Annotated in this window: 17 protein-coding genes; 4 read left to right on the top strand and 13 right to left on the bottom strand. The window is 38.1% G+C overall.

What is annotated here, in order from left to right; genetic code table 11:
• The first annotated feature begins 108 nt into the window (after window positions 1–108).
• The 3 genes from RQ359_RS06405 (at window position 109) to RQ359_RS06395 (ending at window position 2,764) form a co-directional block, all read left to right on the top strand.
• On the top strand, window positions 109–1,650 hold the full coding sequence (locus RQ359_RS06405; RefSeq protein WP_457921142.1) for an acetyl-CoA carboxylase biotin carboxylase subunit: 1,542 nt from the start codon (window positions 109–111) through the stop codon (window positions 1,648–1,650).
• Complete coding sequence (locus RQ359_RS06400) at window positions 1,650–2,153, top strand: biotin/lipoyl-binding protein (RefSeq protein ID WP_054838855.1); 504 nt, start codon at window positions 1,650–1,652, stop codon at window positions 2,151–2,153. Before RQ359_RS06405 ends, RQ359_RS06400 begins: the two co-directional genes overlap by 1 nt.
• Window positions 2,154–2,380: 227 nt before the next feature.
• Window positions 2,381–2,764, top strand: a complete 384-nt coding sequence (locus RQ359_RS06395) for a thioesterase family protein (protein WP_457921141.1) — start codon at window positions 2,381–2,383, stop codon at window positions 2,762–2,764.
• 193 nt (window positions 2,765–2,957) lie between these two features.
• On the opposite strand, the gene RQ359_RS06390 is transcribed toward RQ359_RS06395, so the two are convergent.
• From RQ359_RS06390 to RQ359_RS06365, 6 genes are all read right to left on the bottom strand, one after another.
• Window positions 2,958–4,406 (bottom strand): MFS transporter, encoded by a 1,449-nt coding sequence (locus RQ359_RS06390; protein WP_457921140.1) that lies wholly within the window; start codon window positions 4,404–4,406, stop codon window positions 2,958–2,960.
• 419 nt (window positions 4,407–4,825) lie between these two features.
• The gene (locus RQ359_RS06385; protein ID WP_054838854.1) at window positions 4,826–5,383 is read right to left on the bottom strand and encodes a DUF3501 family protein; all 558 of its coding nucleotides are present in this window, start codon (window positions 5,381–5,383) and stop codon (window positions 4,826–4,828) included.
• Window positions 5,370–6,551, bottom strand: a complete 1,182-nt coding sequence (locus RQ359_RS06380; RefSeq protein WP_156017361.1) for a heterodisulfide reductase-related iron-sulfur binding cluster — start codon at window positions 6,549–6,551, stop codon at window positions 5,370–5,372. Before RQ359_RS06380 ends, RQ359_RS06385 begins: the two co-directional genes overlap by 14 nt.
• A gap of 3 nt (window positions 6,552–6,554) precedes the next feature.
• Window positions 6,555–6,986 (bottom strand): rubrerythrin family protein, encoded by a 432-nt coding sequence (locus tag RQ359_RS06375; protein WP_054838853.1) that lies wholly within the window; start codon window positions 6,984–6,986, stop codon window positions 6,555–6,557.
• 81 nt (window positions 6,987–7,067) lie between these two features.
• The gene (locus tag RQ359_RS06370) at window positions 7,068–7,412 is read right to left on the bottom strand and encodes a hypothetical protein (RefSeq protein ID WP_156017364.1); all 345 of its coding nucleotides are present in this window, start codon (window positions 7,410–7,412) and stop codon (window positions 7,068–7,070) included.
• Window positions 7,413–7,597: 185 nt separating this feature from the next.
• A complete protein-coding gene (locus RQ359_RS06365) occupies window positions 7,598–7,798 on the bottom strand; it encodes a DUF1059 domain-containing protein (protein WP_054838851.1) in 201 nt (66 codons plus the stop codon).
• 85 nt (window positions 7,799–7,883) lie between these two features.
• Between RQ359_RS06365 and RQ359_RS06360 the strand changes: the two genes are divergently transcribed.
• Complete coding sequence (locus RQ359_RS06360; RefSeq protein ID WP_156017367.1) at window positions 7,884–8,243, top strand: DUF1059 domain-containing protein; 360 nt, start codon at window positions 7,884–7,886, stop codon at window positions 8,241–8,243.
• A 76-nt stretch (window positions 8,244–8,319) separates the two neighbouring features.
• Here the strand turns inward: RQ359_RS06360 and RQ359_RS06355 are convergent, their stop codons facing one another.
• From RQ359_RS06355 to RQ359_RS06325, 7 genes are all read right to left on the bottom strand, one after another.
• Window positions 8,320–9,630, bottom strand: a complete 1,311-nt coding sequence (locus tag RQ359_RS06355) for a glycoside hydrolase family 1 protein (RefSeq protein WP_054838850.1) — start codon at window positions 9,628–9,630, stop codon at window positions 8,320–8,322.
• Window positions 9,631–9,722: 92 nt separating this feature from the next.
• Complete coding sequence (locus RQ359_RS06350) at window positions 9,723–10,208, bottom strand: hypothetical protein (RefSeq protein WP_054838849.1); 486 nt, start codon at window positions 10,206–10,208, stop codon at window positions 9,723–9,725.
• 312 nt (window positions 10,209–10,520) lie between these two features.
• Entirely contained in the window at window positions 10,521–11,234 is a 714-nt protein-coding gene (locus tag RQ359_RS06345; RefSeq protein ID WP_156017370.1) for a zinc ribbon domain-containing protein, read from the bottom strand.
• A 75-nt stretch (window positions 11,235–11,309) separates the two neighbouring features.
• Entirely contained in the window at window positions 11,310–11,891 is a 582-nt protein-coding gene (locus tag RQ359_RS06340; protein WP_156017373.1) for a zinc ribbon domain-containing protein, read from the bottom strand.
• Window positions 11,892–12,072: 181 nt separating this feature from the next.
• On the bottom strand, window positions 12,073–13,791 hold the full coding sequence (locus RQ359_RS06335; RefSeq protein WP_156017376.1) for a carboxypeptidase-like regulatory domain-containing protein: 1,719 nt from the start codon (window positions 13,789–13,791) through the stop codon (window positions 12,073–12,075).
• A 336-nt stretch (window positions 13,792–14,127) separates the two neighbouring features.
• Window positions 14,128–14,910: a sulfite exporter TauE/SafE family protein gene (locus RQ359_RS06330; RefSeq protein ID WP_338116997.1), complete on the bottom strand. Its 783-nt coding sequence runs from the start codon at window positions 14,908–14,910 to the stop codon at window positions 14,128–14,130.
• Between the two features lie 143 nt (window positions 14,911–15,053).
• Window positions 15,054–15,269, bottom strand: coding sequence for a hypothetical protein (locus tag RQ359_RS06325; RefSeq protein WP_338116998.1), 216 nt, complete (start codon window positions 15,267–15,269; stop codon window positions 15,054–15,056).
• Window positions 15,270–15,416 lie beyond the last annotated feature (147 nt).

The following is a 15,416-nucleotide window of genomic DNA, read 5'->3' as shown; positions in this document are numbered from 1 at the left end:
CGTGTGATGACGAATCCGGGAACCGATCTGTGAGGACAAATTCGAACGCTGAGTAAATTTATTGAAATGTAAAAGCTTTTTAAACTAGACTAAACATTATAAGTTGAGATGCCACCATTTGGAAAAGTACTTGTTTCAAATAGAGGAGAGATAGCCGTAAGCGTAATGAAGAGAATTAAAGAGATGGGAATGAAGGCAGTAGCTGTCTACTCTGAGGCAGATAAATATGCCCTCCACGTAAAATATGCGGACGAAGCCTACTACATAGGACCTGCACCTTCTATTGAGAGTTATCTGAACATTGAAAGGATTATAGATGCAGCGGAGAAAGCACATGCAGACGCAGTACATCCGGGTTACGGTTTCCTGTCGGAGAGAGCAGACTTCGCTGAGGCCGTAGAGAAGGCAGGTATGACTTTCATTGGACCCTCATCTGAGGTAATGAACAGGGTAAAGAGTAAGCTAGACGGAAAAAGAATTGCAAAAGAAGCAGGAACGCCTATTGCCCCCGGATCTGACGGACCAGTTGGATCGTTGGATGAGGCATTGAAACTTGCAGAGAAAATAGGATACCCAGTAATGGTAAAAGCAGCTTATGGAGGTGGAGGTATAGGGATAACAAGAGCCGACAATCCTGATCAGTTGATGGACATATGGGGTAGAAACCAAAGGTTAGCTAAGGAAGCCTTCGGTAGGCCAGACTTGTATATAGAGAAAGCTGCGGTTAGACCGAGACACATCGAGACTCAGCTTATTGGAGATAAATACGGAACTTATGTAGTTGCATTTGAAAGAGAGTGTACAATCCAGAGGAGAAATCAGAAACTTATAGAGGAGGCTCCGTCTCCGGCCCTAACTTGGGAAAAGAGGGAAGAGTTCATTGATGCATCAGTTAAGTTCGGCAAGAAGATTGGTTACTTCGCTTTAGGAACTATGGAATTCGCATACTCTGACACGACCAAGGATCTGTACTTCCTGGAGCTTAACAAGAGATTACAAGTAGAGCATGGAATTACTGAGCTTGTAACTGGGATCGATCTAGTGAAACTCCAAATAAGGTTAGTAGCAGGAGAACATATGCCTTTCACTCAGGAGGAACTAAAGAAGAGACTCAGAGGACACGCAATAGAATATAGGATAAACGCTGAAGATCCGTTAAACAACTTCACCGGTAGTTCAGGTTTTGTAACATATTATAAGGAACCAAGCGGACCTGGAGTGAGGCTTGATACAGGGATAATGGAAGGAAGCTATGTACCTCCATTCTATGATTCATTGGTAGCTAAGCTCATGGTATACGGAGAGAACAGAGCTAGGGCAATAGAAGTAGGAAGGAGAGCATTGAGAGACCTACAGATAGGAGGTATAAAGACCACAATACCTCTCTACAAGCTAATAATGGATGACGAAGATTACCAGAATGGAAACTTCACTACCGCATACATAGCGGATAAGAGTGAGATATTCACAAAGAAGCTCAGGGAGAAGGAAATGCTGAAGACAGCTTTAGCTGCATCAGTCTACAATAGAGGATTGCTGAGAGGATCTAGCGGAAATAAAAACGTACAAGCTCAAGATAACGGCAAACCTAGATCTGCATGGAAGACATATGGAGTTCAGGCTCAGGCCTCTGCAAGGGTGATGTGGTAATGAAGCTCCTCAGAGTTTACATGGAAACTGGAGAAACCTACATTGCAAGCTATGACCAGAAGGATAACAAGGACACAGTGAAAATGGAAGAAGGAGAGTTAAATGTAGAATTCTTAGGTAGAGGTACAAGAGAAAACGAGTACTTGTTCAAGGTTGGAAACGAAGTACACAGCATTACAATTGATAGGGGATTCCTAATATTAGATCAGGAAGAAGAGTATAAGGTAGACAGGATAACAGAAATTCCAGTAAAGGAGGGTCAATCAGTAGAGGAATTAATGAAAGGAAAAGAAGGAGAAGTATTATCGCCATTGCAAGGTAGAGTTGTAGCTATAAGAGTAAAGGAAGGTGACGCAGTAACTAAAGGTCAGCCTCTTCTATCTGTAGAAGCAATGAAATCTGAGACCATAATATCTGCACCAATAGCTGGAGTTATAGAGAAAATTGCGGTAAAACCAGGGCAGGGAGTAAAGAAAGGAGACTTGCTGGTTGTACTAAAATAAATTCTGAAAACGATTGTTTCTATAATAGATTGATTTTTTGCTATAGATATTATATTTATATATTTTTTATATTATTTATTTTATTACTATTTCTACTATCCAATCTCTTCTCATGTATTTTTCTTAATGCTCTCGTTGATCCAGTTAAAGATCCACGAGAAGTAACGTCAGAACAGATAGTCTAAAGCTGATAAAAATTTACATACTATTTGTCTCATTTAACTCTTATGAACATGGAGAAAGGTCTTTCATTGGAAAAAGAATTCGTCGTGGAAAATCAGCATTCTGCAGCTAAAGTAGCCAGCGGAGCAGTCAACGTATTATCTACACCTTCAGTTGTTGCATTCATCGAAAACACTTCCTTTGAATTAGCCCAGAAATTCATGGAAAATGGTAAGACAACTGTAGGCTTTCATATAGAAGTATTTCACCTAGCTCCAGTACCGTTAGGAGAGAAAGTGAAAGTAGTTTCAATTATAGATGATATAAAAGAGAGAAAAATAAAATTTATTGTGACAGTCTACTGGAAGGAGAGAAAAATAGCCGAAGGAATCCATGAAAGGGTAATAGTCATAGAAGATGAGTTTTACAAGAAAATAAGTAAACTTTAAAGTGAAAAGAATAGGTAGCTGACTCCTCTATTCCTCGATTATGCTTTCAGCATTTTTTAAGAGGTATATTTTGTAGTATATATATAGCACATATTTGCATAATTAATACGTGAATATATACTATATTATTATATTCAAAATATTTATTAAAAATACTTCCTTATTTCTTTTAGTAAAATCAATATGATAAGTTTTATGCAACATTCTCAGTAATTTCCTGTGTTTGCTTAGTTTTTTCCTTCCTAGCTGTGAAAGTATAATTCTTAAGGAACAGAGATATAATTAATGTTGTTACCATAATACCTACGCCAAAGAGCGAAATATAATTAAAAGCTAGGGATGAGGGTACAAAGCCTAAAACGAGCGGTTGTCCGTTCATTATCATCACTATAGGGTCCTCGTAAGTCTCCATCATTGCTGTAGCTACAACTGGACCTACTGATCCTCCTAAGGTTCTTAGTAATGTGTTCATTCCTAATCCAGTAGTTCTATATCCGTCTGGAAGTGAAAGTGCAACTATGTTTACTAGAGGAAGTATCACAGCAACAAGTCCCACGGAAGAAATGAAGCCGTCTATAAGGACATCAACTGGAGTAGATCTAAAGGATAATAGCATGAAGTAAGACAAGATGGACAGAAGCGAACCAGCTATAATCACTGGTTTTGGTCCCACCTTAGGCATTAACTTACCAAATAGAGGACCGAATATTATCATTCCTAATGCAACTGGAGACATCAAAAGACCAGACTGTATTATACTGAGCCCTAGCCCGTAAGGAGAAGGTATCTGAGCGTAATAGACCAAGAAGATGAACACCATGAACATCCCTATTCCAGATACTAGACCTATCAAGTTAGCTACAGCGAAGTTCCTGATCTTAAATAAATCCAATCGTAATAGAGGTTCCTTAACCTTTCTCTCAAATAGAACGAATGCTATGTATAGTAAGGCTCCTATTCCCAAGAACATAAAATTCTCAGCCGATAACCATCCCAAGGTTGGTCCCTCAGTAACGTAGACCAGAGTCATGACGGTTCCTGAACCTATTAATGAAGCACCAATGTAATCTACCTTCTCCTGTTTTCTTACTCCAGTATGAGGCAGGTAAACGAGCGAGAGAACGAAAAGTATAGCTGATAGAATGGCTGCAGTGTGAAATGCATAAGGCCATCCTAAGTCCTCCACTACATATGAACCTATGAGCAATCCTAAAGCTGGACCTATCCCTATCATTGCACTTAAGAGGGATTGAGCAAATGCTACCCTTTCCCTAGGGTATAAATCAGTAATGTAAGCTATAGCAATGGGGAACATTGAAAAGCCTATTCCTTGTATTCCTCTAGCGATTAAGAGAACCCATATGTTAGGAGAAAATCCTGCAATTGCTACAGCTAGAATGTAAAAGCCAACAGCCAAAGTGTAAATTTTCTTCTTACCATAAGTATCAGCTAGCTTGCCCATTAGAGGAGAAGCAGCAGCTGCAACGATCATATATGCAGAAGTTACCCAGCCTGCCAGGGTTGTAGATATGGAAAAATCCTTCTCGATTGTAGGAAGAGCAGGCACCACCATCGTCTCTACATAATTTACAATAAGCAGCATAGCAGACAATAGTATTAGGGTCCTTGTTCTTAGATCCATAAAGGAATTCCATCTCCCTTATAAAAAAGGTTTTCGATATATCTTTTTAATATAAAAGCGGAACGATACGTCTTGTTAAAAACAAGGCATAATAGATGCCACTTCATCATGGCACAGAATAACAAGTAGAATGTTTAAAGCAATAGAGTGTAATAAGAAGAATTTTTGTTTAAAAATTAAAAATTAATTGATAGTAAATGATAAAAACAGTTAGCAGGGAATTAAGAAGGAAGCTATGTTTTCTTTAACATGCTGAATGATGCTTAAAAACAAGGGGAATCGAGTTTTAAATATTACTAAGTTTAGAACTAAAAAAAAAGAAAAAAGATTATCCTCCTTCTCTTTTTACGAAAAGGTATCTCATATACATTTTTTTCGTTATAATTTGATGTAAAGACTAGAAAGCCTCATTCACTCCTCTAGCATTCTTCGTAGGCTTCCTCTATTATCTTCCTTGCTAGGCTCTCGGGTATCTTCATCTTAAACTTGTAATTTTCGTGTACAACATTGATCTCCATATCAAATGATCTTTCACCTGCAAGGTCAAAGGTTAACGGTTGAAGTGTGCTGAAAGCTTCTCCTTGATCGTACCCGTTTTCTGGTTCTCCTTGAATTAGTTTACTACCTACCTTTAGGAAAATTGAATCGTATATCTTAGGTAGCGTTCTGAAAACTTCTAACAAGTCAGAATTATCCTTAGCATAAATGTAAAGGGTAGCTTTAACCTTGCCTCCACAAGGTAACCAGTTTTTGTATACCTCTATCTCGTGCTCTCTGTCCTTCTCACTGCTGAGCCTATCTAGATATACCATTTCCTGAATTTGGTGCAGTACTGTATCCTTGTTTTCAAAAAGAATTGACATTCTATCTCCCAACTCTATACGTCTTTCCTTTTTCAATTCAACTATCTTCGCTATTCTATCTTTCCTTATTTTCTCATATTCGTTCCAAGGTAAAACTTCTTCACTTTTGATCATTTTCCATCGCCTTCTTAAGGAGTTGTATTGGATGCAGTGGTTTTCTACCTGAAGCTTTTTCGATTTGCATTCCGGCTAATGGACACTCCGTGACGAATACATCAGCCTTGTTCTCCGAGAAGGCTTCCATCATCTTGGAGCCAACAACCTTTGCCTTGTCATAGTTCCTTAATCCCCATCCTCCATCTATGCCGGAACAGCCCTTGTCCGCAAGTTCTACCTTAATTTTTAGTCCCCTCATAGTCTGAACTCCAGGGTATCCAACTCCAAGATATTTTAAGTGGCAAGGAGCGTGATAGAACGCACTTAAAGGAATCTTGTAGTCCATTTTTATTTTGCCTTCCTTTTTGAGCTTCATAAGGTATTCCATAGCGTCATATACTTTCACTGGCTCCTTATCAAGGACGTATTGATATTCCTTAGTTAGCATTAAAGTGCAAGTTGGTATCGGTGACACTACGTCGTATCCTTCGTTAATATACTTTAGAATTTTGGAATAATTCTTCTCCGCATTCCTCTTCAGGGAATCCGCATCTCCAGCATCTAGCATCGGCGCTCCACAGCATACAAAATCTCCTAGCTCCACTTGTATTCCAAGCCTGGAATATACGTCTACTAGGTCATTTCCTAACTCCACGAAGAAGTTGTCAACCAAACATGTTGGAAATAATACTACTTTACCAACCGGATTGTCTACTTTTACCCTCTTGAATGTTGACTTGAAGCTCTTTGGAGCTACCTTCAACTTGGGTGCGTCTGGACTCTCCAAGAAGTTTACCATTGCTGGAGCTATTGGTCTAGCTAAGTTTACCATGTCGAGCATTTCGTAAAGCCTTTCCTTCAAAGGTATTCCCTTCTCCCTTCTCAGTAGGAGCCATCCCCACTCTAAAAGGTGAGGAAAGTCCATGTTGAGCTCGTTTGGAGGCGTAAACGGACAGTTAACGTAGCACATGTTACAGTGGAAACACTCTGAAGCTACATCGTAAAGGTCATTTAACGTTAATGCCTTAACTCCTTTGGAATCTGTTAGTTTGAATAACGTAGGGAATGCAGGACAATAATTGAAGCATCTCCTGCACCCATGACAAACTGATGATTGTCTGATGAACTCAGATTGCAATCTACTTTTATCAAAAAAATTTGGATTGTCTTTATTTAGAGAATACAAGGGTTACTCTCCTCTAACTTGCTTGAGGATATTGGTGAACTTTTCAGCGTGGCTCTTCTCGGCTCTTGCTAAAGTCTCAAACCATTCTGCAGCCTCGTCGAATCCTTCCTCTCTGGCTGTCTTGGCGAAACCCGGATACATCTGGGTGAACTCGTAGGTTTCTCCTGCCACTGCAGATTCCAACATTTCCTCTATTGTCTTTATTGGTTTCCCAGTGGCTGGGTCAACTGAATCACCTTGTCTTATGAAGTCCAAATGGCCAAAGGCGTGAGCTGTCTCACCTTCTGATATGCTTCTCAATAGTCCAGCCACTTCTGGATAACCTTCTTCATCTGCCCTCTTGGCGAAGTAGAGGTATCTCCTGTTAGCCATTGATTCTCCTATGAATCCTTCTTTGAAGTTCTTCTCAGTTTGTGAACCTTTCAAACTCTTCATTTTTATCCTTAAGATAATTAGGCAGCTTAATATATAAACATTTCTAGAATAAAGCTATTCTTAACTGATAGTTACTATACTTTAGATGTAGTCCTTGAAGCCCAAGTTCTTTAGGAAGCTCTCATCCATGCTTATCAGGCGTTTAGCTCTTTCCATGACTTCCAAGAGACCTTCCTCTGGGGGAAATCCCTCCCTTATGGAAATATAAGAAGTATAGATACCCTTGACCCTTCCTAGGGGAGTGTTGAAATCAAGCTCTAGATTTACCGGAACAGTCCCTCCCTTTATTTCCAGAGATCTAACCAACTCCCTCCAGTTGGTCTCTATATATGTTAACCTAGCTCTATTTAGCGCTAGTCCAAAAAAGGTAGAGTAAACGTTATCCCTACTAATTGATATTCTTCTAAGAAAATCGCTTACTTCCATTTATAGATAATATAGGCAACACCCTTTTTAAAAGGTAGAGATCAAAGAAAGAACGATCAGAGGCAAATATAGTAAATAAGGATTTTTGGTATAAAATTATCAGAAAATACACTTTATTTTTATAACAAGAACTTTAATAACACTTATTTTAATGAATTATTATATATATAAAAAAACATTTTTTGTTACTTCTTCTCTATGTTCTTCTTTATTGCATCTACAGTAGAATCTGGTATTGTAGTCATACCGTGAGCCTTAGCTGCATGAATCTTTAAGATATCCATAAGCTCGGCTTCGCTTGAAGCCCCTTTAACTTCGAAACCACAAGACATACCTACACTTGAACATGAGAAATAATACTTCTTTTTCTTTCCGAAGAGTTGCATATCCTCATTTAATTAAACTGTAACTTAAATGTGCGTTAGGAAAGTTCTAACGAAGTCTTAATATAACAAGTGAACATTCAATCATATGGCAAAATATTCGTTCTCTTGTGCAAGTATAGGTCAAAACTGTGGGTTTGAAATAGTTAATGCTTCCTCTGAGGAGGAATTATTACAGCAGATAACAGTCCACGCTAAAAGTAGCCACGGCATTAACAACCCACCCAAGGACTTGGTTGACAAAATAAAGGCTAACATTAAGAAAAGTGGCAAGTATTCGTTCTCTTGTGCAAGTATAGGTCAAAACTGTGGGTTTGAAATTAAGAATGCAGGAAATGAAGATGAACTAATGCAACAAATCGCACTTCATGCTAAGATGAGTCATGGCATTAACAACCCACCCAAGGACTTGGTTGACAAAATAAAGGCTAACATTAAGACAGAGTAAATATAAACAGAAAAAGATAAAAAATTAGTTATTATAATTTGTTTTATTTTTCTTTCTTGTAAGCAATAAACATTCTTTATACGTTATTACTGTCTTTGCCAAATACGTAGCTTCTTATTTTCTCATCGATTACCTTCGTCTTCGCAATTTCTCTATAAACAAAAGCTGAAGGCCTCCACCAAGTCTCTCTAGTCTTAAAGTTCATCCCCATAAGACCAAACCTAGCGGAGAAGCCAGAAGACCACTCGTAGTTATCAACCAGAGACCAATGTAAATAGCCTTTAACTGGAACTCCCTCGTCTATTGCCTTCTTCACGTAATAAAGATGAGAGACTATGTACTTAGGTCTGAGCCTATCCTGAGAGTCCGCAACACCGTTCTCAGTGACGTAAATTTCTTTACCATATCTTCTCCACGCATCCACTAACACATTATAAAGTCCTTCGGGATAGAACTCCCAGCCGTTATCTGATACATCTCTTCCTTCAAGGCTCAATTGCAAGCCCTGGGCATACATACCTAATCCCCTCTTAACTGAAAATCCATCTTCAAGTGGTTCTACTACTATTCTAGTGTAATAATTCACTCCTAGCCAGTCCCACTTAGTACTATCTAGGAAATAGTATTCCTCGTCCATCTTAGCTTTATCCTGAACTAGCCTATCTTGGCATTGTATGTCAGCCATTGCATATACTACTCCAACCTTCTTTTTGGTCAACGATTTAATGGTGTTGTAGGCTTCGTTCGTGGCAGAAATTAAGTTCCTTCTGGCTATATTAGCCTTCTCAAGGCTTAAATATGATGGAGGAAAGCCCATTTTAACGAGAACAAAGCCCGCTTTCCAGATCACGTTAGGTTCGTTTACAATTACATATTCATCCACTAAATCGTCGAAATACCTGACGGAATCATCAACGAATTTCTTAAAATGGTCCACTGTTGACTCGTTAAGCCACCCACCCTTTTCACCGTTCTCTCCCTTTCTGACTGATATGGGATCGTGAACCCAAAGTGGCATGGACCAATGATAGAGATTCAAAATTACGTGGAAACCCAAGTTTTTCAAGTCCTTTAGAATCTCTCTGTAAGTTTGTACCGCTTTTTCATCAACCTTTCTCTTCTCTGGATTTAGCCTAGACCACTCTATGCCTATTCTTACTGTGTTTAGACTCATTTCCTGAGCGTTCAGATGATATTTATGATAATCGGAAAGATAACCTACACCTTTCTCTGGAAGATCCCCGCTCACAAGACCTCCTATTATATTCTCTTTATCATGAACCCATGCGAACCAATCCGACTTGGAATCCAAAGGACTTTTACCTCCCATTTCAAATTGAAAACCTGATTGCGACCAACCGAACTTGAAATCGTCTGGAAATCTCATTTGAATACCTTGTAATGGTTCATTAAAAGGATATTTTTATATGTCATATAGGAAAAAGAGAAGTCAATTCTCATTCTAACATGTAAAAATCATTATCTATCTTCAATTTCCCTACATGTCTCTTCCACAAGGTCTCTCCATTCTCCGTTTACGGACCTACAGTAAGATAAGAGTGGCTTAACTCTGTCTTTGCCTAATAAACTTAACAATGGCGGCAATGTAGAATACCATGATAGAGCCCTTATTTCTTGATTATTGGACTTCAACATTGAAAATAAACAGTCCAATTTCTCGATGACGTTTTCAATGGAAATCAAACCCGAAGTGACCATCTTGGGAACTAAATTCCAAACTCTGTATCTTGTTCCCTCATCGTGATAACAGAGCAATGGAATAACTTCCTCTTTATGTTTAATGAGTCCTTTTTCTATCATGTCTTGTACAATCTCCCACGCTCTATGCTTAAGTTCCTTATCGTTTGACGATAAGAAATCTAATAAAGAATTAAAAACTGCCTTTGGATCACCTTCAAGTAGTTTTTCATAATCTCCGCGTTTCAAGAGATACTCTACATCCATAAGTTCCTGATCCTTTTCAAAACTTTATTTTTAACACTGAAACGTATGCCTTAGTGTTTATCCTCTAGTCTGTAGTTCAATATTAAAAAATACTAATAAATATATTTATTCTTATTAGTATAATTATAACATTCTTACTAATTATAATAATAATTTTTCTTTACAAAAATTAGAAATATTTTTTATTTTAGTTAGAGTTAAACTTTCGTAAGGTACGGAAACTTATATGATGGAATCTCGAACTAAACCTTTAGAGTGTATTATTAAAAATAGATTGAGTTTCTTTGCAAAACAAGATTTACAATCCTTATTTTATTTTGAAAGAGAAAGATTATAGTCGCTGGCTGCATATAACAGCGTGACTGAAACCAGATACAATAGCCAAAGTGGAATAAGGAGAATTGGAACGAAGGGAGTTATACATGCAAGTATAGCTGAGGCTAGGAACCCAAACGAGGAAACTAGGAATACCTTATCCCTGAAGTCCTCAAACGCTCTGAAAGCACCAAGGAAGTTAGACATTACAGCTCCTAATATGAAAACTCCGCTTATGGATAACGTAAAGAATGGCACACTTGTAGATGGAATTAACAAGCCCACCGCCGACGTGGATAGGAAAACTACAGAGTAGACAGCAACTAAAACGAAAGATAACAAGAGAAGTAGTGTACCGAAGTAAGGCAGCCTATATTTTGGATCCTTTTGCATAGCTTTAGCATACGCTTCCTTTAGCTTGAATATAGATAAAAATAAAATTATTAATCCTATTATCCCAGTTCCTAAGAAACCTAAAAATGAAGTGAAGTTATTGAAGAAGCTACCTCCGTTTAAAAGATATGCTAGTCCTAAAACTACGGATAGATAAATAAGGGAAATTATATTTATGATGCTAAACGATCTAAAACCCTTAAGGAGGCGCCTCTTCTCATCATCTATGAAGGTATACTTAAATGGATATCCGCACCTCATGCAAAATTGATTGTTATCATCGTTAGGGTAATTGCATCTAGGACAGAACTTTACCATCTATTTACAAAGCTGATTTCACTCTTATATCGGTTTTTCGGCATTGTACATCAATATCATTTCCTACACATGTTATCAAAGAGTTATAAGAAAACCTAGCAGAGGAATCAAATAAAGTACTGAAAGCAGTTTTATTGCATTGTTTTGAAGAAAAGTTCCTATTTTATACGTACCGAAGGAAAGACCTATCGTGGAAACCAGCAAGGTTAATGTTCCTAATGTTGCCAGTGTTATCAAAAGGGAACCTAAAAAGGGTTCTTGAAGGAACAGGAAAAGGATTAGAGAACCTACAAATTCCACGATTAGAAGTAACTTGAATCCTACATTAACTAAAATATATGCACTTGTGCCTATACCCTCTAACGCTCTGGCAAGAGACCAGACGGAAACGTCAAATATAATTAAAGAAAGCACTGAAATTAAATATATTTGAGCACCAGAATAGCTATAAAGGAATATTAAGACTGATTCTGGATTTATTAGAGTAGGAATCCTTTCAACTTCTGTTAAAGTAAAAAAATCTAAAGCCGTATATATGAAATAAGTTATGGCTGAAAGAATCACGTATCTCATGGAGGTTTTAAAGCCATATCCACACCTTATACAAAAATTGGCATCATCTTCGTTTTCCTCTCCACATCTAGGACATCGCTTCACACTAAATAATAGGGAAATCGTAGAATAAGTTTTATCATATCTAGGGTTAAGTGGGCGGAAGACCACTTCCGTAAAGGGCGGGGTAGTTCACTGGGGTAACTATGAGAGGTATAGCTCCGTCTCATTTAAAAATGGTAAATGCTCTAAAGATAGAATATTAAAAAACTAAATTGGTTTAAAATTACTGAGTTCGCTTACCTCTCTTGAACAGAAGAACAACTCCAACTATAACTATAACCACTATTATACCGATGATGATATAGAGAATATCAGAAGGTTTAGAGGTTGCAGTTGAAGGTGTAGTTGATGTGGTTGTTGTAGTAGATGTATTCAAAGTACTAACTGGAGGCACTTGAGATGTAATTGTTAATGAGTGAGTGTAGGTTACTCCGTTATAACTAATTTTCAAGTAAATCTGGTTTGTCCCGTTCGTCTTAGGTAAAGTAAGCTCTTCCATTGTGCTTCCATTGGAAGGTAACGTCATGTTATAAGAAGCTGTAGTTCCGTTTGCTAATTTCACCTCCTCGGTTACTGTAGCGGGAACAGGCATATTATTCATGGATGCCGTAATATTAACATAAACTGGAATTCCACCTTTGACAGTGTAGGGCGATGTTAATATCTTACCATCTTGTTCCAACTCTATAGAAACGTTCATGAACTCCTTTGGTAAGGCTAAAGTTACATTGATAGGTAACGTTGAGTTAACGTAGATAGTCTGGTTTCTCTGCATAAAACCTAGAGAGCTAGCGTAAATTGTAAGGTACTCAGGCGTTCCGTTGTAAGTAACGTTGAACGTTACAGAAGAGCCTCTAGCTGTAACTATAGTACCATTGGGATACTTTAGAGACACATTTGATAATAGTGGAGTGCCATTTGTCTCGCTTACTTTTACGTTGATCGGTACTAATGTAACGCTAGTGTTCGGCACAACTTTAAGCTGAGTTACCTTGAAAGCAACTTGGTTATTGTAGATAACTGTAGCGTTAGTCAGTAACTCATAGGGTTTCCCGGTGTATTTTGGAACGACAGTAAAGTTAGTTAAACCATTTGCATTAGTGGCGTTGTTTAGTACGGAAGTTCCACCTTGTAGGTAGAGATACACTATAACGTTAGACTCTGGCATTCCTTGATATTCTACTTGATATTCTAAGGTTATTGGTTTACCTTCAAGGAAGGTCATCGAACTTTCATTTACACCGAAGACCTTCACTAGGTATATGTGAAGTCCAGTATAAGGTAGAGATAAAGTAACGGGGAAAGTTGCATTGGAGTTTACAGTAACTACCTTTGATTCCGTTGCGAATCCGCCGGCATATGCTATGACTGTGTAGTTGATTGGAGATAATGGATATTGAACTTGAAGGTAAGCTACTCCGTTATTTGACGTCTTGTTCATTGCTACTATTGTACCGTTTGGTGCTTTAGCTTCTACCGTAGCCCCTGGTATTATTGTACCGTTTTGTGATTGAACTGTAACCGCAAGATATGCTGGGTAAGAATCTGGAGTTATTGTTAAGTTAAATTCGGCATAAGCGTTTGAGTAAGCATCCTCTAGTAATATTTGATATTTTCCAATCGGGTACTGTCCTGAAATTATAGGACCATAGAAACCTCCGCTTGAATTTGTGATCTCTCCTATTTCATTGTATAGCTTTATTGAGGTTTTCCCAGTAGTGCTATTATAACAGTATTTATTTACAATAATTGTGAACGGATTGTTCTTGTAGGCAGAAGAGAAGTCCAATATAACTGTCTGTCCATCCTTGTACGACTGATTGTCCTGTGATGGCGAGTATATATGAAAACCACTCTGAGAAAACTCCGCTAAATAGGGAGTTACGGTCATGAGCATTCCTACTGTTAATATTAACAGACCTATACCAATTCTACGATTCATCGGCGGCACTACATAGAAAAGTAATACCCCGTTTATAACTTTTAGCGTAATATTTAATTTAGTCTTTGTTGAATTTAACCATTTATAATTAAGAATTCTTTTAATTATATACATGTTATTTTTATCTATAAATGGTAGACAGAACAGTCCATTGCTGTTCCTTTAGGTACAAACTTCGTAAGAGTTAAATAATAACGTAAGTAACATCCAAAAAAAAGAAGATTTAAGTAATTATAAGGCTTTATGTTTTTATTTAAGTAATTTTTAAATATAATGATTATTAAGATTTTATGTAACCCTCTAAGGAATAACTGTAAAACAAGAATAATTTGAACGTTAATGTAATATTTTTATTGCCTCAGTCATGGCTGTAACTACAAATATCGAACCCAGGAAAGCGTATATATAACGCGGATCAGCCTTGTTTGCCAGCTTAGCAAAGAAATATCCCGAAATTAAAGCTATGATTCCTATCACTATTGAGGCATAGATATCTATCACACCGGTATAAATATAGGCTGAAGCTCCGCTTATCGCTGAAAGCAACATACCTAGAGTAGCTGTGCCTATCATCCTCTTTATAGGTAGCCCAGGTTCGAGAATCATCATTACTGCTATAAACATTATTCCACCGCTTGCACCTAGGGTGCCCGTAACTATGCCTACCAAAAAGCTCAGAGAAGGAATACCTATCACCCTCCTTATCAACGACGGTGAAGTTCTAACTTGACCTCCATCCTCCACTTTTTTGTCCTCCCTTTTCTTTATCCTTGAAAAAGATCTTATGGCCATGACGATTGCAAATACAGCGAAAACAGCCTCCAAAGGTGTTTCTGGAACCGCTAACGCAAGTCTAGTTCCAACTTGAGCACCTATTACAGCACCTACTCCTAAAAGTAGAGCTAACCTAACGTCGACGTTTTTATTTTTCATATATGCTATAATAACAGAGATTGTAGTTATTACGTCAACTAACAAGCTGGACCCAACTGACTCTTGAAATGAAAGACCAAGAAGAGAAAGGGCTGGTACTACAATCAATACTCCGCTAGATCCGGTTACTCCAGTCAGTATGCCAACCGCTATTCCAATCAATATAAGTATGATAGGAGAGATCACAAAGATAACGAGAAACCGATGGATAAAAACCTACCTTAGGTTTCGGTTTATCTGCGAAAATAAATTCACAAAAAGAGATAAAGTATCATGTGAAAAAATTGATGAGGAAAAAGATTAAGCAACAAACTGACTTCCTCCCCGCCCTAAAGGGCGAGGGTTCCCACCATCGATTCGGGATTACATCTCTCATTTGGTGGGCAGTCGAGTGGCTCAGAGAACCACTCCCATTTGGACAGAGTGGGTAGGGGACTTTCATTGCTGAGCTCTAGTCCCTTGAAGGAAAAGGAAGATGATGGTTGCTCCTCCCACAGTCCCATTAAGCCCTCAATCGAGCTGGGGAGGAGCATCGTTAGCGTCACTAAAAGATTTTTGAAAAAAGAAATATTTAAACCATTTATAAGGGGGCTATCCATCCCCCGCCTCAGAGAGGCGAGGCTTTCCGCCCCCTTAACCCCCTTCTCTGTAAGGTAAACCTCTCAGCGACGCTATTTCAATAAATTTTTAAA

Origin of the sequence: Sulfuracidifex metallicus DSM 6482 = JCM 9184, assembly GCA_032834875.1 — an archaeon.
GTDB lineage: Archaea > Thermoproteota > Thermoprotei_A > Sulfolobales > Sulfolobaceae > Sulfuracidifex > Sulfuracidifex metallicus.
This window is presented reverse-complemented; position numbering and strand designations above follow the sequence as displayed.

Excerpts from the sequence above, each read along its gene's own strand:
- RQ359_RS06405 (WP_457921142.1), top strand. The coding sequence starts at position 109 with ATGCCACCATTTGGAAAAGTACTTGTTTCAAATAGAGGAGAGATAGCC.
- RQ359_RS06400 (WP_054838855.1), top strand. The coding sequence starts at position 1,650 with ATGAAGCTCCTCAGAGTTTACATGGAAACTGGAGAAACCTACATTGCA.
- RQ359_RS06350 (WP_054838849.1), bottom strand. The coding sequence starts at position 10,208 with ATGGATGTAGAGTATCTCTTGAAACGCGGAGATTATGAAAAACTACTT.
- RQ359_RS06390 (WP_457921140.1), bottom strand. The coding sequence starts at position 4,406 with ATGGATCTAAGAACAAGGACCCTAATACTATTGTCTGCTATGCTGCTT.
- RQ359_RS06360 (WP_156017367.1), top strand. The coding sequence starts at position 7,884 with ATGGCAAAATATTCGTTCTCTTGTGCAAGTATAGGTCAAAACTGTGGG.
- RQ359_RS06370 (WP_156017364.1), bottom strand. The coding sequence starts at position 7,412 with ATGGAAGTAAGCGATTTTCTTAGAAGAATATCAATTAGTAGGGATAAC.
- RQ359_RS06335 (WP_156017376.1), bottom strand. The coding sequence starts at position 13,791 with ATGAATCGTAGAATTGGTATAGGTCTGTTAATATTAACAGTAGGAATG.
- RQ359_RS06365 (WP_054838851.1), bottom strand. The coding sequence starts at position 7,798 with ATGCAACTCTTCGGAAAGAAAAAGAAGTATTATTTCTCATGTTCAAGT.
- RQ359_RS06375 (WP_054838853.1), bottom strand. The coding sequence starts at position 6,986 with ATGAAGAGTTTGAAAGGTTCACAAACTGAGAAGAACTTCAAAGAAGGA.
- RQ359_RS06355 (WP_054838850.1), bottom strand. The coding sequence starts at position 9,630 with ATGAGATTTCCAGACGATTTCAAGTTCGGTTGGTCGCAATCAGGTTTT.
- RQ359_RS06345 (WP_156017370.1), bottom strand. The coding sequence starts at position 11,234 with ATGGTAAAGTTCTGTCCTAGATGCAATTACCCTAACGATGATAACAAT.
- RQ359_RS06395 (WP_457921141.1), top strand. The coding sequence starts at position 2,381 with ATGAACATGGAGAAAGGTCTTTCATTGGAAAAAGAATTCGTCGTGGAA.
- RQ359_RS06385 (WP_054838854.1), bottom strand. The coding sequence starts at position 5,383 with ATGATCAAAAGTGAAGAAGTTTTACCTTGGAACGAATATGAGAAAATA.